Origin of the sequence: Bacillus sp. FJAT-50079 (assembly GCF_018343515.1) — a bacterium.
Taxonomy (GTDB): Bacteria; Bacillota; Bacilli; order Bacillales; family Bacillaceae_C; genus Lederbergia.
This window is the reverse complement of sequence record NZ_JAGYPD010000005.1, coordinates 139,703-165,092: the sequence shown is the minus strand read 5'-3', so window position 1 is coordinate 165,092 and position 25,390 is coordinate 139,703. Positions and strand designations below refer to the sequence as shown.

At 39.3% G+C, this 25,390-nt stretch carries 24 protein-coding genes, 1 pseudogene and 1 riboswitch; of the genes and pseudogenes, 16 read left to right on the top strand and 9 right to left on the bottom strand.

Annotated features, from left to right (window positions below):
* Positions 1-105 precede the first annotated feature (105 nt).
* Positions 106-351, top strand: a complete 246-nt coding sequence (locus tag KHA95_RS14515; RefSeq protein WP_213138242.1) for a hypothetical protein — start codon at positions 106-108, stop codon at positions 349-351.
* Between the two features lie 177 nt (positions 352-528).
* Here the strand turns inward: KHA95_RS14515 and KHA95_RS14510 are convergent, their stop codons facing one another.
* Positions 529-1,662 (bottom strand): zinc-dependent alcohol dehydrogenase, encoded by a 1,134-nt coding sequence (locus KHA95_RS14510; protein WP_213138241.1) that lies wholly within the window; start codon positions 1,660-1,662, stop codon positions 529-531.
* Positions 1,663-1,804: 142 nt separating this feature from the next.
* Here KHA95_RS14510 and KHA95_RS14505 point away from each other — a divergent pair, with 142 nt between their 5' ends.
* From KHA95_RS14505 to KHA95_RS23395, 6 genes and pseudogenes are all read left to right on the top strand, one after another.
* On the top strand, positions 1,805-2,950 hold the full coding sequence (locus KHA95_RS14505; protein WP_213138240.1) for a trans-sulfuration enzyme family protein: 1,146 nt from the start codon (positions 1,805-1,807) through the stop codon (positions 2,948-2,950).
* 89 nt (positions 2,951-3,039) lie between these two features.
* Positions 3,040-3,150: riboswitch (SAM riboswitch) on the top strand.
* Between the two features lie 122 nt (positions 3,151-3,272).
* The gene (locus tag KHA95_RS14500) at positions 3,273-4,238 is read left to right on the top strand and encodes an aliphatic sulfonate ABC transporter substrate-binding protein (RefSeq protein WP_213138239.1); all 966 of its coding nucleotides are present in this window, start codon (positions 3,273-3,275) and stop codon (positions 4,236-4,238) included.
* An 89-nt stretch (positions 4,239-4,327) separates the two neighbouring features.
* Positions 4,328-5,101 (top strand): ABC transporter permease, encoded by a 774-nt coding sequence (locus KHA95_RS14495; protein ID WP_349305492.1) that lies wholly within the window; start codon positions 4,328-4,330, stop codon positions 5,099-5,101.
* A gap of 13 nt (positions 5,102-5,114) precedes the next feature.
* Positions 5,115-5,834 (top strand): ABC transporter ATP-binding protein, encoded by a 720-nt coding sequence (locus KHA95_RS14490; protein ID WP_213138237.1) that lies wholly within the window; start codon positions 5,115-5,117, stop codon positions 5,832-5,834.
* Positions 5,831-7,543 (top strand): acetate--CoA ligase, encoded by a 1,713-nt coding sequence (gene acsA, locus KHA95_RS14485; RefSeq protein WP_213138236.1) that lies wholly within the window; start codon positions 5,831-5,833, stop codon positions 7,541-7,543. The genes KHA95_RS14490 and acsA overlap by 4 nt, the downstream gene beginning before the upstream one ends.
* Positions 7,544-8,093: 550 nt before the next feature.
* Positions 8,094-8,621: pseudogene (locus KHA95_RS23395) on the top strand (methyl-accepting chemotaxis protein); the annotation flags it as partial.
* A 34-nt stretch (positions 8,622-8,655) separates the two neighbouring features.
* Here the strand turns inward: KHA95_RS23395 and KHA95_RS14475 are convergent.
* The 6 genes from KHA95_RS14475 to KHA95_RS14450 form a co-directional block, all read right to left on the bottom strand.
* Positions 8,656-9,189 (bottom strand): VanZ family protein, encoded by a 534-nt coding sequence (locus KHA95_RS14475; protein WP_213138234.1) that lies wholly within the window; start codon positions 9,187-9,189, stop codon positions 8,656-8,658.
* Positions 9,190-9,201: 12 nt separating this feature from the next.
* Entirely contained in the window at positions 9,202-10,464 is a 1,263-nt protein-coding gene (locus tag KHA95_RS14470) for an FtsW/RodA/SpoVE family cell cycle protein (RefSeq protein ID WP_213138233.1), read from the bottom strand.
* The gene (locus tag KHA95_RS14465) at positions 10,457-10,867 is read right to left on the bottom strand and encodes a PadR family transcriptional regulator (protein WP_213138232.1); all 411 of its coding nucleotides are present in this window, start codon (positions 10,865-10,867) and stop codon (positions 10,457-10,459) included. The genes KHA95_RS14470 and KHA95_RS14465 overlap by 8 nt, the downstream gene beginning before the upstream one ends.
* Before the next feature lie 5 nt (positions 10,868-10,872).
* The gene (locus KHA95_RS14460; protein ID WP_213138231.1) at positions 10,873-11,406 is read right to left on the bottom strand and encodes a sigma-70 family RNA polymerase sigma factor; all 534 of its coding nucleotides are present in this window, start codon (positions 11,404-11,406) and stop codon (positions 10,873-10,875) included.
* Positions 11,407-11,528: 122 nt separating this feature from the next.
* Positions 11,529-12,038 (bottom strand): DUF2812 domain-containing protein, encoded by a 510-nt coding sequence (locus tag KHA95_RS14455; RefSeq protein WP_213138230.1) that lies wholly within the window; start codon positions 12,036-12,038, stop codon positions 11,529-11,531.
* Complete coding sequence (locus tag KHA95_RS14450; RefSeq protein WP_249316937.1) at positions 12,028-12,372, bottom strand: PadR family transcriptional regulator; 345 nt, start codon at positions 12,370-12,372, stop codon at positions 12,028-12,030. Before KHA95_RS14450 ends, KHA95_RS14455 begins: the two co-directional genes overlap by 11 nt.
* Positions 12,373-12,529: 157 nt before the next feature.
* Between KHA95_RS14450 and KHA95_RS14445 the strand changes: the two genes are divergently transcribed.
* The 3 genes from KHA95_RS14445 to KHA95_RS14435 are packed head-to-tail and all read left to right on the top strand — an operon-like array spanning position 12,530 to position 15,963.
* A complete protein-coding gene (locus KHA95_RS14445; RefSeq protein WP_213138229.1) occupies positions 12,530-13,969 on the top strand; it encodes an FAD-binding protein in 1,440 nt (479 codons plus the stop codon).
* A complete protein-coding gene (locus tag KHA95_RS14440) occupies positions 13,966-14,502 on the top strand; it encodes an MFS transporter (RefSeq protein ID WP_213138228.1) in 537 nt (178 codons plus the stop codon). The genes KHA95_RS14445 and KHA95_RS14440 overlap by 4 nt, the downstream gene beginning before the upstream one ends.
* Positions 14,503-14,505: 3 nt before the next feature.
* Positions 14,506-15,963 (top strand): amidase family protein, encoded by a 1,458-nt coding sequence (locus KHA95_RS14435; RefSeq protein WP_213138227.1) that lies wholly within the window; start codon positions 14,506-14,508, stop codon positions 15,961-15,963.
* 607 nt (positions 15,964-16,570) lie between these two features.
* Here the strand turns inward: KHA95_RS14435 and KHA95_RS14430 are convergent.
* On the bottom strand, positions 16,571-17,488 hold the full coding sequence (locus KHA95_RS14430; RefSeq protein WP_213138226.1) for an MBL fold metallo-hydrolase: 918 nt from the start codon (positions 17,486-17,488) through the stop codon (positions 16,571-16,573).
* Between the two features lie 204 nt (positions 17,489-17,692).
* Positions 17,693-18,571, bottom strand: a complete 879-nt coding sequence (locus tag KHA95_RS14425; RefSeq protein ID WP_213138225.1) for a helix-turn-helix transcriptional regulator — start codon at positions 18,569-18,571, stop codon at positions 17,693-17,695.
* Between the two features lie 157 nt (positions 18,572-18,728).
* Here KHA95_RS14425 and KHA95_RS14420 point away from each other — a divergent pair, with 157 nt between their 5' ends.
* The 6 genes from KHA95_RS14420 to KHA95_RS14395 all read left to right on the top strand — a co-directional run bounded on the left by KHA95_RS14420 (position 18,729) and on the right by KHA95_RS14395 (position 25,329).
* Complete coding sequence (locus KHA95_RS14420; protein WP_249316935.1) at positions 18,729-20,093, top strand: carbohydrate ABC transporter substrate-binding protein; 1,365 nt, start codon at positions 18,729-18,731, stop codon at positions 20,091-20,093.
* 237 nt (positions 20,094-20,330) lie between these two features.
* A complete protein-coding gene (locus KHA95_RS14415; RefSeq protein WP_481748452.1) occupies positions 20,331-21,146 on the top strand; it encodes a carbohydrate ABC transporter permease in 816 nt (271 codons plus the stop codon).
* 18 nt (positions 21,147-21,164) lie between these two features.
* On the top strand, positions 21,165-22,046 hold the full coding sequence (locus tag KHA95_RS14410; protein ID WP_213138223.1) for a carbohydrate ABC transporter permease: 882 nt from the start codon (positions 21,165-21,167) through the stop codon (positions 22,044-22,046).
* 37 nt (positions 22,047-22,083) lie between these two features.
* Complete coding sequence (locus KHA95_RS14405; protein WP_213138222.1) at positions 22,084-22,251, top strand: DUF6903 family protein; 168 nt, start codon at positions 22,084-22,086, stop codon at positions 22,249-22,251.
* Positions 22,252-22,286: 35 nt separating this feature from the next.
* A complete protein-coding gene (locus KHA95_RS14400; protein WP_349305484.1) occupies positions 22,287-24,029 on the top strand; it encodes a glycoside hydrolase family 35 protein in 1,743 nt (580 codons plus the stop codon).
* A 166-nt stretch (positions 24,030-24,195) separates the two neighbouring features.
* Positions 24,196-25,329 carry a DEAD/DEAH box helicase gene (locus tag KHA95_RS14395; protein WP_213138220.1) on the top strand — a complete coding sequence of 378 codons (1,134 nt, stop codon included), beginning with the start codon at positions 24,196-24,198 and terminating at the stop codon, positions 25,327-25,329.
* Positions 25,330-25,390 lie beyond the last annotated feature (61 nt).

Here is a 25,390-nt window from a genome sequence, read left to right as displayed (position 1 = left end):
AAACAGAAAGCGCTGTAGGTAATAATAGAAAAAGAAAGTTTCGCCTTTATTAGCAATTTATCAAGAGATTTTGTAGTAGCACACACCTCAGGGGATAAAGAAAGAATGGACCAATTATTGTTTGAAAACATCACCCTTGAGGAGAGAGAGAAAAAATTATATGCAATAATAAATGAAAACGATAGTGAATGGCTCCTATTTGATTATCAAGGTAATAATCAATTTGATGATTGGGTCATACAAGGATATGAATATCATCCTGAAACCAACACGTTTAGTGTTTCAATTAGGGAGTTTTACTCCGGGCTAGATGGTAAGCCCGTAAGTCCTCCTACTTTCCTAGGGGGATAATTGGAAAATCATTAGCTTGGCATTTGATGGATGAAGGACGCTTTTTCATGTATATCATTAAAAAATGTCTTTCAAATCACTTTTGAAAGACATTTTCCTTTTATAAGGACTACTCTCTTCAATACTGTTACGATCCCTGGGATATATATATATTAGATAGGCCTTCCACTTTTTTTCTCAAGGCTTTAAAACAACCTTAATACAATCATCTTCACGGCCATTAAATATTTGATAGCCGTGTGCAGCATCATCGAGTGGAAGTTTATGTGTAATGATCTCGGTGGGATCAAATTCCTCGTTGACGATTTTTTCATAAAGCTCAGGCATATAATGGATGACAGGTGCTTGTCCCATTTTTAAAGTGATGTTGCGAGAAAAAAACTCACCTAATGGAAAAAGATTATAATTCGAACCATAGACACCGGTTAATTGAACGGTTCCATATTTCCTTACTGCCTTCATGGCAATTTCAATCGCACTCAGTGTCCCGCCTTGAAGCTTTAGTTTTTGTCCCATTTTTTCAAGCGGTGTTTTTTTGCCGTCCATTCCAGCGCAATCGATAATGACGTCTGCGCCGCCTTTCGTTATTTCCCTCAAATATAGGCCAATATCTTCGATTTTACTAAAATCATATATTTCCACTTTGTTCATTCTTTTTGCTTGGAGCAGCCTATATTCTAAATAATCAATAGCAATAACCCGTCCAGCTCCTTTTAATGAAGCAAATTTCTGCGTCATCAAGCCAACTGGACCACAGCCTAATACAATGACCGTGTCTCCTTTTTTAACTCCTGCATTCTCCACACTCCAATAAGCGGTTGGGAGCACGTCTGATAAGAAAAGCAATGATTCATCCTCTAATTCACATGATTCCGGCACGAGGAATGGCATGAAGTTTCCAAAAGGTACTTTTAAAAACTCCGCTTGTCCACCGGGGTGATCGCCATACATTTCCGTGTAGCCAAAATATCCGCCTGTATCTTCAAAAGGATTCGAATGGTCGCATTGACTTTCCATCTGATTTTGACAATAAATACAATTTCCACAGGCAACGGTGAAAGGGATGATCACTCTGTCACCTTTTTTCACCTTCGTTACCTCAGATCCTGTTTCTTCAACGATTCCCATTGGTTCATGACCAATAATATAATCTTCTCTCAGCTTCATATTCCCTTGATAGAGATGCAAGTCCGAGCCACAAATGGCTGTGGATGTAATCCGAATGATAATGTCATCTTTCTTTTGAATTTTTGGATCATCAACCTGCTTTACCTCAACCTTTTTTGGCCCCTGATAGGTGACTGCTTTCATGTCTGCACTCCTTTACGAAATAAATTCTTCGATAGGTTGCCCTTTTACAAAGAATTTATCGAAGACCTTTTTTTTGACAACTTCAATAATTGTGAGTATAATCGCAATTATTGAATATTTATACATAGGAGTGACATCACAGATGAGTGACGTTTTTTTTGATACAAAAGTAGTGCATCAATCTCGAAAGCAAACAAACAATTTTACGGCGAAGGCTTCGCCGATTTATCAAACGTCCTCATTTTCGTTTAAAAATCTTGATGAGCTTGAAGGGCATTTTGCGGGTGAAACACCTTATTTATATTCGCGATATGGAAATCCAAATACAGATGAACTCGGTGCGGCTATTGCGGCTTTGGAAGGTGCAGAGGCAGGTGTGGCGTCTTCTTCAGGAATGTCTGCGATAATGGCGGGAATTCTTGCGGTTGCCAAAAGTGGAGATCATCTTGTTGCATGTGATGATTTATATGGTGGGACCTATCATTTACTTGACGTGGAATTGCGAAATTTTGGCATTGATGTGACATTCGCCTCGTTTGCCAATAAGGACGAAATTCGCGCGGCAATTAAACCAAATACAAAGCTTTTATATACGGAAAGTATAACAAATCCATTTTTACGGGTGGAAAATCTATCGACCCTCGTAAAGCTTGGGAAAGAATTTAATCTCGTAACGATGGTTGATAATACATTCGCAACACCATATTTATTACGACCATACGAGCAAGGGGTAGACCTTGTTGTGCATAGTGCGACAAAATATATTGGCGGACATAGCGATGTGTCGGCTGGAATCATTGTTGGAAGCAAGGCACTCGTTCAAAAGGCTCAGCAAAAGGTCATTAGCTTAGGCGGAAATTTAAGTCCATTTGAAGCATGGCTTACTTGTAGAGGGATTAAGACATTAAGCTTACGCATGGAAAAGCAAGCGCAAAACGCGGAATTCGTTGCTCATGCATTGAAAGACAATGAACGAGTATCCAAAGTATACTATCCAGAACAAGTGTCAGCTGAAGGTAAAGGTGCGGTTGTAACGATTGAGCTTGCGCCTAATTGTAATATTCGAGCGTTCTTTGCGTCTCTTGGTTGGGTAAAAATTGTCCCTTCATTAGGTGGGGTGGAGACGACGGTTTCGTATCCACTAGGAACATCGCATCGTAATTTGCCGCCGGAAACGCAGGAAAAATTAGGGCTCAACGATCGCGTTGTTCGCCTTTCAATTGGTATTGAAAATCAGCATGATATCGTCAATCAGCTAAATACTGCGATTGATAAAGCATTTTTGTAAGTTTAATAATTTTAAAAATTTGGTTTGACAGATTAAATTTGATCGTATATACTTCAGTTCATAGGTAAAACATGACAATTCAATTATAACTCTTATCGAGAGTGGCGGAGGGAATAGGCCCGATGAAGCCCGGCAACCTGCAAACATTTATGTTTGAGAAGGTGCTACATCCTACAGATCAATGATCTGGAAGATAAGAGGAGGAACCGGACATATACGCCCTCTTCTTATAGAAGAGGGTTTTTTCTTGTTCTAAATGAGAAAATCGGAAACATTTTTAATTATTAAACCAAGTAATTACATGAAATTAGGGGGAATTAAAATGAAATCATGGTTAATAAAAACATTGTTCATTATCACGGCAGTAATCGGATTAGCGGGATGCTCAGCAAGTGCTGATTCAGGAAAACCGAAGAAAATTGTTTTGGATTATGCGCATTATTCACCGACAAGCTTAGTGTTAAAAGAAAAAGGCTTTGCGGAAGCGGTGTTTGAGGAAGAAGGAATTGAAGTCGAATTCGTTTTAAGTCAAGGAAGTAATAAAGCGTTGGAGTTTTTAAATTCAAAAAGCGTTGATTTCGGATCGACGGCTGGTGCAGCGGCATTAATGGCGAAAGCAAAAAACTCTCCAATTGAAACGGTTTATATTTATTCGAAGCCAGAATGGACGGCTCTCGTTGCAAAGGACGATACGATTACATCTGTTGAGCAGTTAAAAGGGAAAAAGGTGGCAGCCACACTTGGAACAGATCCATATATTTTCTTACTGCGTGCACTTGATGCGAAGGGCGTTGCTGCTAACGATGTAGAAATCATTAATTTACAACATGGGGATGGCGCGGCTGCGTTGCTTTCCGGGGAAGTAGATGCATGGGCAGGACTCGATCCACATATGGCAAAAGTTGAAAATGATGCAGGAACCCAGCTCTTTTTCAGAAATCCTGACTTCAACACATATGGAACATTAAATGTGCGTAAAGAGTTTGCGGAAAAATATCCAGAATATGTGAAAAAGGTCATTCAAGTGTATGAAGAAGCTCGTCAATGGGCGCTCGAGCACCCTGAGGAAACAGCTGAAATTTTAGCAAAAGAAGCACAAATTGATTTGGCGGTTGCAAAATTACAGCTTGAGCGCAATGATTTTTCCACATCGGAACCAGGTGATGCCCAAAGAGAATCAATTTTAGCAGCGGGTGAAACGTTGCAAGCAGAGGGAATCATTGATGAGAAAATCGATGTGAACCAATTGGTCGACGATTTAATCAATCCGGATTTTTTTAATGATTAAGAAAGGAAGTGGCACGGTTGAGCAGTAGAGGTGAAGCGGTTCATGTTCCAGTGAAGAAGGAGAAAAAAGCCTCCTTCACTGGAACATCGATTTATAAAAGCAATGAAAGATGGATCATCGGAAGCATCATTCCATTTATCTTATTAACCGTTTGGGAAGTGTTTGCAAGACTTGGAGTGATTGAGGCGCATCTACTACCTGCACCAACGATGATTATTCGCGAAATCATCGAAATGGGCAGCGCGGGAACATTGTTTGGACATGTTGGGACAACATTATATCGGGTTGCACTTGGCTTCTTATTAGGAACGATCACGGCGGTTATCCTTGGATCGCTCGTCGGATATTCAAGGTTTTTAGAAAAATTAATGGACCCACTTATTCAAGCCTTTCGTGCGATTCCTTCGCTTGCATGGGTACCGCTTTTCATTCTTTGGATGGGCATTGGTGAATCGTCAAAGGTAACATTAATTGCGGTTGGGGTGTTCTTTCCCGTTTATTTAAACATCGTTTCTGGTATCCAAGGAGTCGATCGCAAGCTCATTGAAGTCGGTAAGATTTATGGCTTCAGTTCAACGGAGACGCTTCGAAAAATCATTCTTCCCGCTTCCTTGCCATCCTTTCTTGTTGGTTTGCGCAGCGGATTAGGGTTGGGATGGATGTTCGTTGTGGCAGCGGAAATTATGGGCGCAAGTCAAGGACTTGGTTATTTGCTGATTGTCGGACAAAATACGTATTCACCGGAGCTCATTATTGCAAGTATCTTTTTATTTGCGGTCATCGGAAAAGTGACCGATTCATTGCTTAAATATATAGAAGAACGTTCGTTGCGTTGGCAAGATCGTCTAGCAAATCATAGATAAGGAGGTTTCGAGTGTGCTTGCAGCAAAAAACATAAGCCGCACCTTTAATGGTGGAAAGGCTGGATTCGAAAACATTAGTTTTACAATCAAGCAAGGAGAAATCATCGGGATATTAGGCACAAGTGGTTGTGGGAAAAGTACTTTACTGCGAGTACTCTCTGGCCTTGATGATGGGTACGATGGCAGTTTCACATTAGAAAATGGCAAAGTAGGGATGATGTTTCAAGAGCCGCGATTAATGCCATGGCTTTCCGTTCAAGATAATGTTTCCTTTGGAGTGAAGGGAGAAAAGAACAGTGAAAGAGCGAAGGAATTGCTAGAGCTTGTTGGCCTCGAAGGATTTGAAAAACATTTTCCAAAAGATTTATCAGGTGGGATGGCACAGCGAACGGCAATTGCTCGCTCCCTCATTACCGAGCCAGATGTGTTGCTTTTAGATGAACCGTTCAGTGCGCTTGATGCTTTTACAAAAATGCAGCTTCAAGATTTATTGCTATCGATTTGGAAAAGGACGCAAGCGACGATGATGCTTGTCACTCACGATATTGATGAAGCTTTATATTTATGTGATCGCATATTTATTTTACGAGGGCAGCCTGGACAATTGTATGCGGAAATAAAGCTAGATTTGGAGAAACCGCGATCCCGAGGGGATGCGACTCTTGCAGAGAAAAAATCCGAGATTTTACGATTATTAGATTTAAATCATAAGGCAAAGGAGACCGTACAATGACGAGACAACAAATCATCCAACCGATCCCAGGAGTGCATAATGTGCAAACAGATCTTTCTGGAAAAACCTCATTTGCTTGGGAAGAAGTCGAAAAAACATTTAGCTGGTATCAGACAGGTAAAGTTAATATGGCGTATGAATGTGTAGACCGCCATGTTGATCAAGGTTATGGTCAAAAAACTGCGCTTCATTATGTCGAAGGAGAAACGGAATGGAAAATTTCATATAGCCAATTAAAAGATAAGACTGATCAATGGGCACGTGTTTTGAAAAAGCATGGAGTGAAAAAGGGAGATTTTTTATTCGTCTTTTTACCGAAGCATCCAGAATGCCATATTGCGATTCTTGCGGCGATTAAGCTTGGCGCGATTGTCGGTCCGCTTTTCGAAGCATTTATGGAGGATGCAATCCGTGATCGTGTATCAGATTGTGAAGGGAAATACATCATTACGAATGAAGAATATTTACAGCGAGTACCACTCGAAGATTTACCAAGTTTGACGACGATTTTTCTTACAGATGAACAACCGAGCATTTCCCAGGCAATCTCGATTCCAAGCGAACTGAAAACAACGAATGTGAACGATGAAATCATTGAATGGGTCGAACTTGACGATGGATTAAATATCCACTATACGAGCGGCTCGACAGGGAAGCCAAAAGGAATTATTCATGCTCATCGCGCCATGATTCAGCAATACATTACTGGCCGTTGGGTGCTTGATATAAAAGAGGATGATGTATATTGGTGCACAGCACATCCAGGCTGGGTAACAGGCTGTGTGTATGGCATTTTCGCCCCACTGCTTAATCGGGCAACAATTGTTCTACATGGTGGAAGATTCCAAGCGGAAAGCTGGTATGAAACGATTGAAAAAACGGGTGTATCCGTATGGTATAGTGCGCCAACTGCGTTTCGGATGTTAATGGCTCAAGGAAACGAACTTCTTGAGCAATATGATTTACAGTCATTGCGTCATATTTTAAGTGTTGGCGAACCGTTAAATCCGGAAGTGATTTATTGGGGTGTAGAAAACTTACAATTACGTATTCATGATACGTGGTGGATGACGGAAACAGGTGCGCAATTAATTGTTAATTTGCCAACAGAAGCAATCAAACCAGGTTCAATGGGTAAGCCACTACCGAATATTGAGACAGCAATATTGGATGAAGAAGGACAGCCATTGCCAGCTGGTGAAGTCGGTCATTTAGCAATTAAAGGTCCGTGGCCAGCGATCATGAAGGAAGTGTGGAAAGACAAAGAGAAATATGCATCTTATTTCCCATATGGGGGAAACTGGTATTTAGCTGGGGATTTAGCAACAAAGGATGAGGATGGTTATATCTTTTTCCAAGGGCGCAGTGATGACATGATTAATTCTTCTGGCGAGCGTATTGGTCCCTTCGAAGTGGAAAGCAAGCTACTTGAGCATCCAGCGGTTGCCGAGGCAGGTGTGATTGGCAAGCCTGATCCGATTCGCGGAGAGATCGTGAAAGCCTTTATTGTTTTAAACAAAGGCTTTGATAACAATAAGTATTTACTTGAAGAAATTCGATTCTTCGTTCGAGAAGGCCTGGCGGCGCATGCAGCTCCACGTGAAATTGAAGTCGTTGATGAGTTGCCAAAAACCAAAATAAGCGGAAAGATTTTACGACGTGAGTTGAAAGCGAAGGAAGTAGAAAAATCATTGCTCGTTCGAGTATAGAAGGATACCCGATAACAGGTAATAATGCCTTTTATCGGGTATTTTTTCTGACAGAAGTCGACAGTTTTTCCAAAAGAATTGCGGATTTTGTTGGAAAAATATGCTATGATGTGAGTAACAAGGGGGTAGGAGGAAGGTCATGTTTAAGAAGAAAAAAGAAAGCCAAAAACAGATGGAACAGTTGCAATTGGAATTGGAACAATTAAAAGAAGAAAACAAATTAAAAGAAGAAGAAAATCAAGCGTGGATTTTGAAAATAAAAGAAGAACTAAATGTAGCGGTTCAGCAACATGAGAAAGTAAATTCACAGCACCATGAACTTGAAGATGCGGTAAGTTTACTTGAAGAAAGGTTCCAAAACGTATCGACATTAAGTGAAAAAACAATCGATAAGTCGAATGAATTGTATGAAAAAGGGGTTTCATTACATAAGCTGGCAATTAAAAAGGTTAATGATTCACAAGAAGGGGCAGAGGATGTTAATAATACGGCCGATGTCATTCAAGAGCTTGGTGAGCAAATCATTGCGTCTGAGCGTAATATGACCAATTTAAGCGAGCGCTCCGTTGAAATTCAATCGATTGTTGGCGTGATTGAGGACATCGCGGCACAAACGAATTTATTAGCATTGAATGCTTCAATTGAAGCAGCAAGAGCGGGAGATTCAGGAAAAGGGTTTGCTGTTGTTGCCCAAGAAGTTCGGAAGCTTGCGGAAAGCACAGCTGACAGTACAGCAAATATTCAATCATTAACAACCTCACTCCAAGAAGAGATTGAAAGTGCTTTAACTGCAACACAGAAAAGTGCCCAATTAATTGATAAAGGCATTCAAGTGAGTTTTAAAACGTCCGATAAAATTGAAGAGATCTTAAAAACAGTTGAAGAAAGTCAAATCAACATCGGCTCTATCCAAGATTTGATTGAAGAACAAAGACAATTATCAGAGGCAGTGAGAAAAGAGCTCCAAGAAGCGCGAAATTTGTTTACAATTGCCCATGAAAAAATTGTTGAGCATATTGAAGATGCCAAGGAAGTGGACGAACGCCTGGAAAGTGGAATTTTGCAGTTGCAAAGATAAAAAAATGGCTTGGAGTTTCCTCTGAGCCATTTTTTTATTTTCTTAAATAACTGATAGCGGTATTCCAAACAATGAAGCCAACCAAGCCCCCAAGTGTATTCAACAATAAATCGTCAACATTGAAAGTTCTAGCTGAAATAAGTCCAAAATGGCTGAGAATAAGCTGCATTGTTTCAATCGTTAAGCTTGTGAGGAAAACGATCAATGTCGCCTTTTTCCAATTTTTCACCCGAAATAATAATGATAAATAAATGCCGAGTGGTGCAAGCATGATCAAATTATAAAACGTTAATTTAACAGAATTCCAGAAAAACCAATTGAACCCTTGATGTTGGTACATTTGCACCCAGTCCGCGATAAAATAAAAGGGGATCGGTTGAATTCTAATTAATCTTGCCTCTTGAATGGGAGGAAAGATGAAAAAACCTGTCGTTAGCTTTAAGACGTACAATCCATAAAACAGAAAGCTATAAAAAATAATTCTTCGTAGTGGCTGTTTTTTTCTATGTCTTATAAAATCCAAGACTAAAAGAGTGATGATTCCTATTAATATGATGAACTCTATCATAATAAACTCCTATTATGCGGCAGTTGTGAATAAATCCTTACGTCGATACACGCTAAGAACAAGCCCGATCAACATGGAATTAATTAAAACATGGACGGTTCCGTAACTGATGAATGGCAGTCCGATGCCTGCAAGTGGCAGTAAACCAAGCACCATTGCAATATTGTAAACAAAGGGGACAGAATAAAGAGTGACTGCTCCGATAATAATCAGCTGGCCGAATGGATCGACGACCTTTCTAGAAATCCAGAACATTCTCATTGTAATTGTTGCAAGGAATAAAATGAGCAGAATGGAAAAAATCCACCCAAATGAATAAGTAAAAGTTACAAATGCAAAATCAGTATGTGATTCTGGAAGCAGAAAATGCTCAAGATTCCTTTTTTGCCCAAGCCAACCTGCTTCGGATAAATATTTTTTGATTTGTATATTTAGATATCCAGATTCGTTTGCATGCTGTTCGGGAAATAAAAAACCTAATAATCGATGTTTCATATAATATTCATTGTATTTCCAGATAAAAATAATAATCGTTCCGATGATCCAAGCGATGAATGTCCCAATCACTCGTTTTCTATGTTTTCGAATCGTCCATATGTACATCGCAAAGACAACCACGATGTAGATAAATAAATTAGAGAAAACGCTTATCGGTGCATAGAGCAGCACGGAAAAAAGAAATATCCCAGTTATGAGAACATATCGGCGAGTATATTGATAAAACACTCCGGCCCAACTAATGAATAGGAAAGGTAAGACAATGATGGAATTCGTTTTAAAAGGTCCAAAGCGAATGTAGGGATTTCCATTTACATACGTACCAAAATAGAAAAATACCATTAAAATCACACCGAACGCCCCAATGATGAGCCACCATTTTTCTTTTAATTTGCGGTAATCAAATAGCATAAGGCAAATGGCACAAACAATACCAAAGAATATACTCGTTGTTTGTTGATAAATAGATGGTTGGTATTTAGAACTTGTGACTAAAAGTGGCAACAATCCGATTAATTGCAAGAAAATAAACAGACTGATTAAACCCCAATCCACTTTTGGCCGATGCAAGTGGCCCATTTTCAATCCGAGCTTAATTGGATCGCCCATTTGTTGAACAGCCTTCAATTCAGCTACATCTCTCTCATTACCAGCATCGATCAACTGCTCTACTTTCTTTTCAATATGATGGTCCAGCTCCTTCGCAACGAATTGCTTCGCTTCGGCAGATTTGATTTGATTTTTCACACGCTGTAAAAATGAATTCTTGTCATTCATATAGCAAACCACCTCGCAAAAGTTCATTTAGTGATTTGGATCGTCTAAGTTTGGTTTCGGCTTTTTTCAAAAAGCGTTTGCCTTTTTCGTTCAGTCGGTAGTACTTTTGCTTCTCATTGTTCCATTCTGAAACGATGTATTCCTTTTGTTCAAGTTCATGAAGTAAAGGATAAAGGGAGCCTTCCTCGTCTTCGAACTTTTTAAGCCCCCGTCCAATTAATTTCTCAAGCAATTCAAATCCAGTTTTTTTATGAGTGAGCAGCTGTAAAACCGCTAGTAATACATCCTCGTCCTTTTCTTCTTCTCTTTGAATGGCTTTATAAATATTCTGGCGGTGGCGTTCAGTAAATTTCAGCTCACTTGAAATTTTTTTATTTTTTAGTTTCTGTAACCGTTCTTCCATTTTCCTCATCCTTCCAAGCTTTCTTTTAAAAGTGCTAGCGCGCGTCGCATCCGTGTTTTGATTGTGTTTCTTTTAACACCAGTGAGCGATTCAATCTCTTTTATCGACAGCTCTTGAAAATAGAATAAATAAATAGGCTCGCGATATTTCATCGACAACTGCAATATAGCGTTGATTAATTGCGCATCTTCTTCTGATTTTAGGACCGTTTGTTCAACGACCTCTTCGGACGAAGCAGGCTCGACCTCTTTTTCATATGTCAGCATGACATTGCGGTGATGCCAGCTCCGTAAATAATCTTTACAATGGTTGATCGCAATTCGCCATAACCATGTACGCGGATTGGAACGGCGCTCAAAACTCGGTAATGCTTTATAGCATTTCACAAAAATTTCTTGCGTTAAATCTTCCGCAATCGCGTTGTTTTTCACATACGAATATGTAAGCTGCAGGATGTCCTGCCCGTAATCGGTCATCATTTGATCAAACAGTGAATCGATGTCGTCTGCCTGAAGCGCTTCAGTAACAAACTCATTCAAATTGAATACCTCCTTGTTTTCTAATGATTAGACGAGGCAGAGGCTCGGCTGGTTTTTGTAAGTTTAAAAAATACCGAATTCCGTTGCTTTTTTTCAAACGGAATTCGGTAAATGAATTTTTCCTATTTGTCTTGATAGAAACTTATTTTTCGTTTGAGAGAAAAGAAGAGGTACAAATAAAGTAAGAATACAAGTCCGATAAGTATTGCAGCAGTCACTTGTAAAGGGTGTCCCTTCCATGTCGCAACCAGACCGATCTGTGATGCCACCATGGCGAAGAAGAAGGTAATATAAAACGTCATCATTCGCTGAAGTGTTTCTTTTACCGACTCATGATCGGAGTAAATCTTTTTTGTTCCTTCGATATTCGTTTCTGTGCGAAAATAGTGAAAACGATCGATGAAACTGTCAATATGTTCCCAGCCGGCATCTTTATACAATTGTATATACTCATCATCAGCCTCACGAAAATCGATTTGGTACACATAGGACTCATCTGGATTTTCTTCAAAATAATACATTCCCAGCCGATAATTTATTAAGTGAAGACCTTTACGCGACATATCTGTCAACCATTGTTCTTCCTTTTCAACATCTGAAGCAAGGAAAAGTTTAAACTTTTTAATTGTCATTATCTTCACCTTCCAGTTCTTTTATAAAGTTCTCCGCATTTTTTACGAGTGATTGAAGCCGTTTATATTCCAATTGAAGTACCTCTTTCCCAAGAGATGTGAGCTTATAATATTTGCGGCGATCTCCCACATCGATGTTCGCATTTGTTATAATCATTTGCTTTTCTAGTTTACCGAGAGCTCCATATAAAGTCCCGGGTCCCATTGTGACTTCCCCGTGGCTTATTTCTTCAACATCTTGCATAATCGCGTATCCATGGCGAACTTCGCGCAGTGATAATAAAATATAATACGTAGCTTGTGACAATGGTAAAAAGTCTTCAATTTTTTTCAATAGCGATTCACCTGCTTTGTTATATCGATTGTCGATATATCGTATAACGATATATTAGCAAAGGCATCTCATATTTGCAAGACTATTTTTGAAAATTCATCCCTATCTATCTAAGAACTGCGTTAAACTAGGAGTAATCATGTTTCGGAGGTGCGGTGTGAAGCGAAGAAAAATCATCACCATTCTCGTTATCTTGTTCATTATTTTTTATGCGGCAGTTTTTCTTTATTCCTTCGAGTCTAAAAATGCCGATGAGCTGCTTATGACTGATGTTGGAAGATTAGTACCGACCAAAGTAAAGGAAGTGAAACAAGGTCAAGAAACGGAACAAATAAAGGAAATTTTACAGGAAGCAAAAGAGAATAAATTACATATTTCGATTGCGGGAAAGCAGCATAGTCAAGGTGGGCATACATATTATAAAGATGCAATTGTGCTTGATATGACGACGTATAATCGGGTCATCGAAGTGTTGCCAGAGGAAAAATTGATTACGGTGCAGAGCGGGGCGACGTGGGCAGATGTTCAAGAAGCGATCAACCCTTACAATCTATCGATTAAAACGATGCAAGCGCCAAATATTTTTACAATTGGTGGCTCAATGAGCGTGAATGTTCATGGAAGGGATATTCGTTTTGGTCCACTAATTGAAAGCATTCGCTCATTTCGGCTAATGAACGCTAAAGGTGAGATTTTACATGTTAGCAGAACGGAGAACGCCGAGCTGTTTCGGCTTGTGAACGGTGGATATGGTCTATTCGGTGTCATTTTAGAAGTAGATATTGAACTGACGGATGACGTCGTTTATCAAGCGAAGTATGAGTGGATTGATTATCGGCAATATCCGCAATATTTTAGGAAAGAGATATTGGCGAACCCTGATATTGATCTGCATAACTCAAGAATTTCGATCGCCCCGAATCATTTTTTAACGGACATGTATGTGACTAATTATTATAAAACTGATATAGATGTGAATGATTATAACGAGCTGTTGGATGAAAAATATGTGCGAAGGAATAAATTTGCCTTCGGCTTATCACGTCATTCTGATTGGGGGAAAAATTTCGTTTGGTTCGTTCAAAAACAAGCGTTTAAAGATGGTAAAGAAGAATGGATTTCAAGAAATAATGTGATGCGTCCTGAAGTTCAGTTTTTAGACTATGACGGAAAAAATGACACAGACATTCTGCAAGAATATTTCGTTCCATTTGATGCCTTTCCTGAATTTATTGATCGCTTGCGAGATTTGTTAAAAACGGAGAAATTGAACGTCCTTAATATTACAGTTCGTTACGTTCCGAAAAATGAAGAGGCTTATTTGTCTTATGCAAAGGAAGATATGTTTGCACTTGTGTTTCTTATTAATCAAGGAATCTCACAAAAGGAGATTGAACGAACAGGTGACGTAGTTAGAAAAATCGTCGACCTCACGTTGGAGATGAATGGAAGCTATTATTTGCCTTATTACCATTATCCAACGAAGGAGCAAATGAAAACAGCCTATCCGCAAGCAGACAGATTTTTTCAGAAAAAACGAGAATATGACCCTAAGGAGCTTTTTATGAACCAATTTTATGAGGAATATGGACGATGAGATGGATTATTATCTCTCAAAGCATTGCGATGCTTGGCAGCAGTCTTGTCTTTCCTTTCTATTTAATTTTCATCAAGGAGGTCGGTGGCGGGTTTCTTCAGTATGGGATATCATATGGGCTTTTCACAATGAGCGCTGCTTTCGTGCATATTTTCATCGGAAAACTATCGGACCGTATCGGCAGAAAGTTCTTTTTACTCCTTAATAGCTGGGGGATGGCGATACTTATCTTATTTTTTCCGATTGTTACAATGGTATGGCAAGTGTACGTATTGCAAGTCGTCTTAGGAATGGTTGGAGCAATGCAGAAAACGAGTGAAAAGGCTTTGCTTGCTGATTTTACTCAAGGTAGGGGCCGAGGCGCTGCGATTGGACGCTATCATTTTTGGACATCGATTTTTTCGGCGATTGCGATCATGCTCGGCGGTTTCTTGATTGATTTATTTACGCTTGATCTTATTTTTTATATTAGCTCTTTCATTTTATTTGTGAGTGGCTTTTTTATTTTAAAAATTGTTGAAAAGGAGATGTAGGTGTTGGAAAATCCACGACTGAGAAAATGGCATGATGAATGGTTGCTGGAGGCAACAATTGAGGATTTACAGAAAAAATTAAGTGAGGGGGAGCTAACCTCTGTTGATCTCGTGCAAATGTATTTATATCGGGTTGGTAAATATGATAAAGAGATCCGCTCCGTCATTGAAATCAATCCGGATGCCTTGTATATCGCTGCTGCACTTGATGCAGAGCGAAAGCGGAATGGCGCAAGAGGTCCGTTACATGGCATTCCGATTTTTTTAAAGGATAATATCGATACGGGAGATAAAATGCATACGACGGCAGGATCGCTGGCATTGAACGATCATTATGCGATGAACGATTCATTTGTTGCTTCGCAGCTTCGGGGAGCAGGAGCGATTTTATTAGGCAAAACGAATATGACGGAATGGGCCAATTTTATGACATTTGGGATGCCGAGCGGTTTTAGCTCAAGGGGTGGACAAACGGTAAACCCATACGGAAAATTCGATGTTGGCGGCTCAAGCTCCGGTTCTGGTGCAGCGACTGCTGCTAATTTTGCGACAGCGGCAATTGGCACGGAAACATCTGGTTCAATATTAAATCCTTCCTTGAAAAATTCTTTGGTAGGGATTAAACCGACGGTCGGACTTGTGAGCAGAACAGGAGTGATTCCAATTACTCATAGTCAAGATACGCCCGGGCCGATGGCAAGAACGGTAAAGGATGCGGCATATGTATTGGAGGCGATCGTTGGTGCAGATGTACAAGATCCCGTCACATTGACAAATCCGCTCTCAAATGGCTTTATTGAAGAACTAAAGGAGCTTTCCTTAAAAGGAATGAGAATCGGTGTTGCGCGCGGGCATTTTCTTGAGCGGTTAAGCAAACATAAAATTTCTCTATATGAAGAAACGATTCAGGTTCTTCGGCAATTAGGAGCAGAGGTGGTGGATGAAATCAATATTCCATCCGCAAAGGAACAATGGGGATTTGAGATTTTAACGTATGAATTTAAGCCGAGTTTAAATGCTTATTTAAAAGATACAGCTAGTATGAATCAGATCCGCTCACTTGAAGATGTGATCGCATTTAATCATAAGTATCCACAAGAAACGTTAACTTACGGACAAAAACTACTCGAAGCAGCCGAAAAGCTAAGTGGAACACTCGTCGAGGAAGAGTATATTCGTATTTTAGAAAGAGATTCGTATTTATCGCGGAAGCGCGGCATTGACTATGCATTACAAAAAGATCGTTTAGATGCGATCGTCTTTGCCGGAGATCGCGGCTCCGTCATTGCAGCACGGGCGGGTTATCCGTCTGTCATCGTTCCAGCTGGGTTTATTCCAAATGGAGAACCGTTCGGAATCATGTTCACGGGAACGGCTTTTAGTGAAAAAACATTGCTAAAAATCGCCTATGCCTTCGAACAAGCGACGAAGCATCGCCGCCCTCCGATCTTAGGGGAATAATGGGAAGAGGCTGTCTTAGAGGTCAAACTTTTATTGACTTTTGAGTAGCCCTTCTTTTTTATGCTCAGGTTATTATCCATTTCCCTTAGATAGTATAATTTCGTCATTTTGGTCAATCGAACGCCATTCGATTGACCTTCTCTTACGGAAAGTCTTCAGTAAGGTAAATCGAATGCCTCTCGAATGCCTCTCACAGTCAAAACATTCCCAGTAAGGTAAATCGAATGCCTCTCGAATGCCCTTCACAGTCAAAATATTCCCAGTAAGGTAAATCGAACGTCTCTCTAATGCCCCTCATAGTCAAAACATTCCCAGTAAGGTAAATCGAACGTCTCTCGAATGCCCCTCACAGTCAAAACATTCCCAGTAGGGTAAATCGAACGTCTCTCGAATGCCCTTCACAGTCAAAACATTCCCAGTAGGGTAAATCGAACGTCTCTCGAATGCCCCTCATAGTCAAAACATTCCCAGTAAGGTAAATCGAACGTCTCTCGAATGCCCCTCATAGTCAAAACATTCCCAGTAAGGTTAAATCGAACACATATGTTTACCAAAGGCGGACTTCCCTTATATTATAATCCCTTTATGACAAGCCTTTTTTGCGCGGCTATATTCTCAATGTCTCGCCTAGATTCATTATTTTTAATTGCTCATTACTTAAATTCGCCTTATTCCATGCGGCAAGCAAGCGATCGAGCGCTTCTTTCGGGGTATCATCAGCCAAGCGATAGGCTCCGTAGTGCATAGGGATCATCGTTTGGGCGCGTGTATCGAGAAAGGCTTTAACTGCTTCTTCTGGGCTGACATGCTGGTTAGCCATAAACCATTCAGGTTCATAGGCGCCAATGGGCATTAAGCAATAATCAATTTGATATGTTTGCCCAATTTGCGAGAATCCTTTGAAATAGCCGCTATCACCCGCAAAATAAATCGTTTGCTTCTGACTTTTTATGACCCAGCCGCCCCAATGTGAACGATTTGTATCAGTTAATGTCCTCTTTGTCCAATGCTGGGCAGGTACAAAAGCAATGTGTAGATCACCAACATCATGCCCTTCCCACCAATTACATTCCACTGTTTTATCTAATCCTTTTCTTTTAAACGCGTGGCCAAGTCCGATCGGTACGAAATAAACAGGGTTACCCTTTAGTTTTTTAATTGAAGCATAATCGAGATGATCATAATGACTATGGGAAATAAGCACAAAATCAATGGAGGGCAATTCTGAGATGGCTAGTCCCGGTGGTGAGAGGCGTTTTTCGAAGCCAAGCCGATTCGCCCAAACAGGGTCTGTTACAATATTTTTCCCATCTAACTGAATGAGAAAGGTGGAATGGCCAATCCAAGTAATCGTAGGAATCGAATAATTCGATTGCAAAAATGCAACCTTCGTTCGATCCTCCCTTGGTATTTGGAATGATAAATCTTTCTTTTTTCCTCGTCTTTCCTTTCTCCATTGCATGAGATCTTTAAAAGTACTCAGAGTGATATGCTGATCCATATTTTCATAGCGTTTCTTTTTCATTTAAGCACCTCGAAAAATTTGTTTCCTCTATAAATAATTAGGCTTTCTTCGTAGCTGTCTGTCCGAATAAACTTCCATTTCCATGAGCCTACGTATATTTGGGTCGCACAGCACTATTAAAATGTTCTATTCTTATTTCAAACAGCAATAATAACTAGATTTGGATACGAATGTGTCAATAAGGCCATAGCGGTTGAGCATCTCCTAGTAATCGATGAGTTTTTCATCTTTCGTTAACTCATTTGTATGAAAATTTAATCTCGTTTCTTTTCGGTATGTTGAAGGAGTCTGGTTTGTTAAACGTCTAAATGATTGTGCAAAAAAAGATTGGGAGGAAAAACCGATCATTTCAGCAATATCTGCGATTTTATAATCAGTCGTTTCTAAGAGAAGCTGCGATTTTTTGATCCGGACTTGATTTAAATATTCGATAGGAGATATTCCCATATCCTTTTTAAAGGAATGGGCTAGGTAATATTTATTAATATGTCTTATTTCTGCTAGTTTATCAAGCGTAATATCGTTGCGGTAATGAAGATTAATAAATTGCTTGATGAATGCAACATCTTTATTGATTCTTTTGGCTTCGTTTTTTTCAACTTTGAAATTTTTTTCTCGTTGAAGTTTTATAATTAGAATTTCTATAATATTTTGACATATCGTCTCGAATTCAGCCTTACTATTCTGAACCTCATATAATAATCGATTGAGATAAAATAAAATCTCCTCGCGATTCCCTTGATACGTATATAAGCCCATCTGTAAATCCTTTTCATCCGGAAGAGAGAATGACAATCCTTCTATTCCTAATGCAATGTATTCAAGTGAATCTTGAAGATTGGATTTTTCAGTGTGGTCAACAAATGGATTGATAATGACCAAATCATTTTCTTTAACAGGGATTTCATAATCTGGTAGAACAAAAAATCCTTTCCCTTTCACGATATAAAAAAGTTCTGTAAAGTGGTGGGAATGCTGTGTACTATGCCAGTCTTTACCATATTCAGCTCGGGTAATATATAAGAGATTAAGGGGCATTTTTTGTATTTCGGATTTTTCCAATTTATACACAATATGGGACATTTGTCATTCGTCCTTCCCTTGAAAATGTTTTCAAAATAATTTTATCGAAATGTTTAATAGAAAGCAAGATACCTAAAAAGTTGAACAAGATGTTGATTGTGGAAGCGCTTCACGAAATGTACCATTTAAGTATGAACAAAAAGAGGGGGAGCTCATAATGAACATGAAAAAGTGGTTAATTACTAGTTTGTTTATTTTCTTTTTATTCAGTTTAGCCGCATGCTCAGGAGGAGAAAGTACGGGGTCTGAAGCACCGAAAGATGAAGGGAACGGAGGAGAAAAAACTCCCGCCGAAAAAACTACCCTACATGTTGCTGCTTTAGAATCGGCATATGGGGCTGAAATGTGGAGCAAAATAGCCGAATCTTTTGAGGCCGCTAATGAAAATGTCATTGTAAAATTAACGGTTGAAAAGAATCTAGAAGAAGTGATTCGTCCTAATATGCAAGCTGGTGAGTATCCTGATGTAGTTTTACTAGCAACAGGCAGAGAAGAAGCATTAACAGAAACGTTAATTAAGGAAAATGGTGTAGAGAAAATAACAGATGTTTTAGGGATGAAGGTATATGGTGAGGATGGAGCGGTTAGTGAAAAAATGCTATCAGGTTTTACAGATACTCTTGCGACAAATCCGTATGCTGATGGGGAAACGTACTTAGGACCGATGTTCTATAGCCCTACCGGATTATTTTATAATGCTGGAATATTTGAGGAAAAAGGTTGGACAGTTCCAGAAACTTGGGATGAGATGTGGGAATTAGGTGAAGCAGCGGCAAAAGATGGGATATCTTTGTTTACGTACCCTACAACTGGATATTTTGATACATTAGTTGGTTCGATGCTTTATGCAGCAGGCGGCCCTGATTTTTATCAAGCGGCAATGACCTATGAAGATGGTATTTGGGAATCAAAAGAAGCAACACAAGTATTTGAAACAGTTGGGAAATTAGCGGATTATACACACCCGAATACGGTTGCGAATGCGAATCCTAATGATTTTACGAAAAATCAACAGCTTATTTTAGACAATAAAGCGCTATTTATGCCAAATGGTACATGGGTGGCTGGAGAGATGGCAGAAGCCCCGAGAGCCGAAAACTTTGAATGGGCAATGATGCCGGTTCCCGCTTTTGAAAAAGGTGGAGATCGGTATGCATTCACTTTCTTCGAACAAATATGGATTCCATCAGAAGCAAAAAATAAAGACATCGCTAAAGAGTTTATCACGTATATGTACTCAGATAAGGCTGCTTCTATCTTCTTGGAAGCAAATGCGGTTCAGCCAATTGAAGGAATTACGGACCAACTTGACGGACAAAATGAGGTTTTTTATCAGATTTATGAAGAAGGTGCACTGCCAGCGATGGGAACATTTGCATCTACGAAGCCAGTACCAGGAGTGAGCATGGGAGATACTTTATACGGGCAAGTTGACAGTGTAATGAGCGGTAAACTTTCCGTTGATAAATGGCAAGCAAGTATAGAGGAAGCAAGTGATAAATTAAGACCCGCTTTAAACTAATCGATTTCCATAACTGATTCATAGGCTAATTGTTTAATAATGGAACGGTGAGTATATGGTCTCATCGTTTTATTTAATTAAAAAAGAAAATAGATCATTTTATTACAGGAAGTCGTCGCTAAACGGGCGCTTGCGCTTTTTTATTAAATGAGGTGAATGATTTTGAACAAGTCGAGATCAAGAAGCATCTTTATTGGCGTTTGTTTAACTCCAGCGCTTATTTTACTCATTCTCTTTATGGTTGTACCAACGATTGAAGTATTTCGAATGTCACTTTATCAATGGGGAGGCTTTTCTAAGCATCAAGAATTCATTGGACTAGAAAATTTCAGGATATTATGGAATGATATGAATTTTTTTCGTTCCTTTCAAAATTCGATCTTACTGATCGTCATTGTAACGATTTTCACCCTCGTATTTGCCCTTTTCTTTGCGGCGGTTTTAACAAGGGAGAAGATTAAAGGAGTTAATTTCTTCCGCGTGATTTTCTATATTTCCAATATTTTATCAATCGTTGTTATTGCCGGGATATTTTCTGCTATTTATGACCCAGAAACAGGACTGCTAAATAGTATTTTAAGATTACTACATTTAGAAAATTGGCAACAACTATGGCTTGGTAACCAAGACATCGTTATATATAGTGTTTCGTTTGCTTTAATTTGGCAAGCAATCGGTTACTACATGGTGATGTACATGTCCAGCATGGCTAGTATTCCGGAGAGCTTCTATGAAGCTGCATCACTGGAGGGGGCTGGTAAAATAAAACAATTTACCGATATTACCTTGCCTTTAATATGGAATAATATCCGAACAACGTTGACATTTTTTATTATTAGTACGATTAATTTAAGCTTCTTGCTCGTTCAAACGATGACTGGCGGGGGCCCTGACGGTTCAACAGAAGTATTCCTCTTCTATATGTACAATCAAGCATATACAAACTCGACATATGGATATGGAATGGCGATCGGTGTAGTTGTCTTTGTCTTTTCTTTTGCTCTTGCAGCCATCATGAACCATATTACTAAACGAGATGTATTGGAGTATTAAGGAGGTTCTACAAACTTTATGAAAACATCAAAAGGGCTCAGTTTAGATACTCTTTACAAGCTATTTATTTATGTAGCGCTAGTGGGATTGGCGATTTCGATCATTGTACCAGTGGCATGGGTATTTTTCGCTTCAATTAAAGAAAATAAAGAGTTCTATGGGAATCCTTGGGCAATGCCAAACGGATTTTACTATGAAAACTTTATAGAAGCGTTTCAAGAAGCACATATGGCAAGTTATATGTTGAACTCAGTAATTGTAACCTTTTTGGCTTTATTGATTTTATTAATTGTTGCCTTGCCGGCTGCATACGTTTTGGCCAGATACGAATTTTTAGGCAGTAAATTTATTTATTCATTTGTAAAAGCAGGTTTATTTATTAACGTCAGTTATATTGTCGTTCCCATTTTTTTAATGCTCTTGGACTGGGATACAGCTTTAAGAAGTATTGGCGGGGAAAGCCTCTTTATTAACAATCGATTTATGCTCGCTTTCATTTATGCGTCTACGGCACTGCCGTTTACGATCTATCTCTTATCTAGTTACTTTCAAACCATTCCAACTGATTATGAAGAAGCGGCAAATATTGATGGGGCAAGCTATTTCAAGACGATGATTACGATCATGATTCCGATGGCTCGTCCAAGTATCATCATCGTTATTCTCTTTAACTTTCTCGCCTTTTGGAATGAATATATAATTGCCCTCACATTGATGCCGGGGGATAACAAAACATTGACTGTCGGACTGATGAATTTAATGTCAGCCGAACGCGCCGCCGTTAATTATGGTCCGATGTTTGCCGGTATGGTCATTGTCATGTTGCCGACATTAATTTTGTATATATTAGTGCAAAAAAGACTGACTCAAGGGATGACGGTTGGCGGATTAAAAGGGTAGTTGAGATCTATGCTGAAACGGTAGGAGGGATCGTCAGATGAAGGATTATATTTTCCGTATTTTAAAAATCCTCTTCTTTTTCTTTTGCATGTACTTGATTATTAAAGGGCAAAAGACAGTTGGTCGAATATATTTGCTCGTTCAATTAATAGGGATTGCTGGACTGCTATTTCTCGTTTGGAATTATAACAGAAAGTTCACATAAATAAGAGTGTGATGGATATAAAGGAGCTGTTATGCGTGTCGAAATTATCCGTAAAAGGGAAAAAATTATATTTGAATAACGAACCATTTCAAATAATTTCCGGAGCGATTCACTATTTTCGCATCGTACCGGAATATTGGGAAGATCGATTAATAAAATTGAAAGCATGCGGTTTTAATAGTGTTGAAATGTATATTCCGTGGAATTTACATGAGCCGGAAGAAGGGAAATTTCAATTTGAGGGGATCGCTAATGTCGAAGATTTTATCCGTATCGCTGAGCGGCTTGGATTATATGTAATTGCGCGACCAAGTCCCTATATATGTGCAGAATGGGAATTTGGCGGTCTGCCTTCCTGGCTTTTGGCAGATCGAAATATGCGAATTCGTTCCTACTACGAGCCCTTTTTGGAAAAAGTAGATCATTATTATGATGTTATGCTCGCCAAATTAAAGCCGTTTTTACAAACGAATGGCGGTCCAATTATTGCGATGCAAATTGAAAATGAATATGGAAGCTATGGCAATGATAAGCGATATTTACAATACATAAAGGACGCAATGATTAAAAGAGGCATCGATGTTTTGTTATTTACTTCCGATGGTCCTACAAATTTAATGCTAAACGGTGGAACGCTTGAAGGGGTATTGGCAACGGTGAACTTCGGATCCAAGCCAAAGGAGTCATTTGCAACATTGCAGGAACAATTCCCTGATACACCGAACATTGTAATGGAATATTGGAATGGCTGGTTTGACCATTGGGGAGAAGAGCACCATCAGCGCGATCCACAAGAGGCGGCAAATACGTTTGAGGAAATGCTTAAAAATGGTGACTCGGTAAACTTTTACATGTTTCATGGCGGAACAAACTTTGGGTTTTACAACGGTGCTAATTATAGTGATAAATACGAGCCGACCGTTACAAGCTATGATTATGATTGTCCGATCAGTGAGACAGGAGAACTTACACCTAAATTTTATGCGGTGCGTGAAGCAATTGCCAAACATAAGGACGTGGGTGAGCTTGTTTTACCCAAACCAATTCCGAAAAAGAGTTACGGAAAAGTAGGAATGAGAGAATCGCTTAGTTTATTTGAAGCATTAGATCAGCTCAGCTCCCCAATACAAAAAGTCCATCCGGAAACGATGGAAAAGTTAGGGCAAGATTATGGATTTATTCTTTACCGTACTTTTTTAAAAGGGCCAATGGAGGAAGCGGCTTTAACGATTCAAGAGGTTCGAGATCGGGCACTCGTCTATGTGAATCAGACATTCAAAGGGGTTATCGATCGATGGGATTACAAAGAAGTGATGATTGAGGTACCAGAAGAGGGGATACAGCTTGATATTTTAGTTGAAAATATGGGACGAATTAATTATGGTCCATACATGTTTGATCCAAAGGGAATTACGGAAGGAGTTCGCTTTGAGCGTCAGTTTTTATTTGACTGGACCATTTATACACTTCCGTTGGATAATTTGAATCAATTGTGTTTTAAGGCAGATGACAGGCCACAAGATCATCCCATTTTTTATCGAGGTTTTTTTTCGGTAAACGAAATCGGAGATACATTTGTCGAATTGCCCGGCTGGACAAAAGGTGTAGTGTTTGTAAATGGGTTTAATTTGGGCAGGTATTGGGAAATCGGTCCACAGGAAACTTTATACGTACCTGGTCCATTATTGAAGCAAGGAAAGAACGAGATTGTTATTTTTGAGCTTCACGATTCCAAAAATGGAGAAGCGTATTTAGTTGACACACATAAATTAGGGTAGTACTTGACCAGCTCAGCTTTTGAGCTGGTTTCTTTATGTCTAATGAAGTCTGCGTCATGAGCGAAGAGTTAAGCTTTGTTTTTTCGAAAACAGGTTATTATTTTATAAAAATAAATGTTGTAGTATGATGAAAGAAATCATACAAAGCTGAAATGAGGATACGTACATGATTGACTATTTGGGAAATTTCCAATCGACTATAAAAAATATATGGGAGAAATCCGGTTTTCAAGAAGAAACTGCGATTCAAAAAGCCGTCGTTACGCCAATTTTGAAAGGAAAGGATATTATTGCCCACTCTCCCACAGGTACAGGGAAAACAATCGCTTATTTATTGCCTGTCCTTGAAAAGATTCAAACGGATAGCAAATCCCTTCAAGTAGTTGTGTTAGCACCATCAAGAGAGCTTGTCATGCAAATTTTTCAAGAGGTACAAAAATGGACAGCTGGAACGGAGATAAAAGCTGCGTCATTGGTTGGCGGTGCCAATATTAAGCGTCAACTGGATCGATTAAAGGATAAGCCACATATCGTTGTAGGAACACCAGGGAGGATATTGGAACTTATTCAAATGAAAAAATTGAAAATGCATGAGGTGCAAGCGATTGTTCTCGATGAAGGAGACCAACTGCTTGGGAACGAACATTTGAACACAGTTCGTACGATTGTTAAATCGACACTTAATGATCGTCAACTTTTATTATTTTCTGCTACTCCTTTACAAGACGATGATCAGATCGCCGCAATGACTGGCAGAAAACCGGAAATGGTCAAAATTGAAAGAAATGAAACAGCTTCATCCAAAGTTGAGCATTCTTATTTATTATGTGAGCCGCGAGAACGGGCAAAATTGCTGAAGAAAATGGCATTTATGGATGGACTGAAAGCCCTTGTTTTTGTAAGGGATGTTGGCAATCTAGCTGTGCTCGCGGAAAAATTAGCTTATGAACAGGTGCCCGTTGCCATTCTTCATAGTGAGCTTAGTAAAAGTGAACGTGAACGCTCATTGCGCGCATTTAGGGAAGGGGAGATCCACTTATTGCTAGCGACGGATATTGCTGCCAGAGGTCTTGATATTGAAGGCATTACCCATGTTATCCATCACGACTTTCCCGCAGATATCGATCAATATATCCATCGTTCAGGAAGAACGGGTAGAATGGGCGCAAAAGGTACAATTGTTTCTCTTGTTACACCACGAGATGTACGTGAGCTAAGAAAATATGGAAGGCAACATGGCTTCGATGTTCAACAACGGAGAATACATGCTGGAAAATTTGTCGAGGCAAAACAAAAGTAACCGATTTTTTTTATGAATTTTACTGGAATTTCACAATATTCCAAAAGTACCTGTACAGGTT